At 46.1% G+C, this 373-nt stretch carries 1 protein-coding gene; it reads right to left on the bottom strand.

The window, feature by feature from the left end; genetic code table 11:
* Positions 1-373, bottom strand: a 373-nt coding sequence (locus NL42_RS19385) for an FAD-dependent oxidoreductase (protein WP_461313934.1), incomplete at both ends; no start/stop codon positions are given.

A 373-nucleotide genomic window follows, 5' to 3' on the forward strand; every position in this document is an offset into this window, starting at 1 on the left:
GGCAGCAAACTTAGGACCTTGAGTCTTTTGCACTGAAGTGAAGTTTTCAATGTCCATGGTATCCATGACCTGACCACCAAAGCGTTCAGCCACGATACCGGTGTTAATACCTTTACGTGCTGCATAGATTGCAGCCGTTGCACCTGCAGGTCCACCACCAATCACTAACACATCAAACGCATCTTTGGCATTAAGCGCTGCTGCATCTTTTTCAGCTGAGTTGGTGTCAAGTTTTGCCACAATCTCTTCAAGGGTCATACGACCTTGACCAATGTGTTCATTGTCTTGGAACACCATCGGTACAGCCATAATTTTGCGTTGTTCCACTTCGTCTTGGAAGAAAGAACCATCAATCATGGTTGCTGTGGTGTTC

The organism is Acinetobacter sp. GN11 (assembly GCF_054823985.1).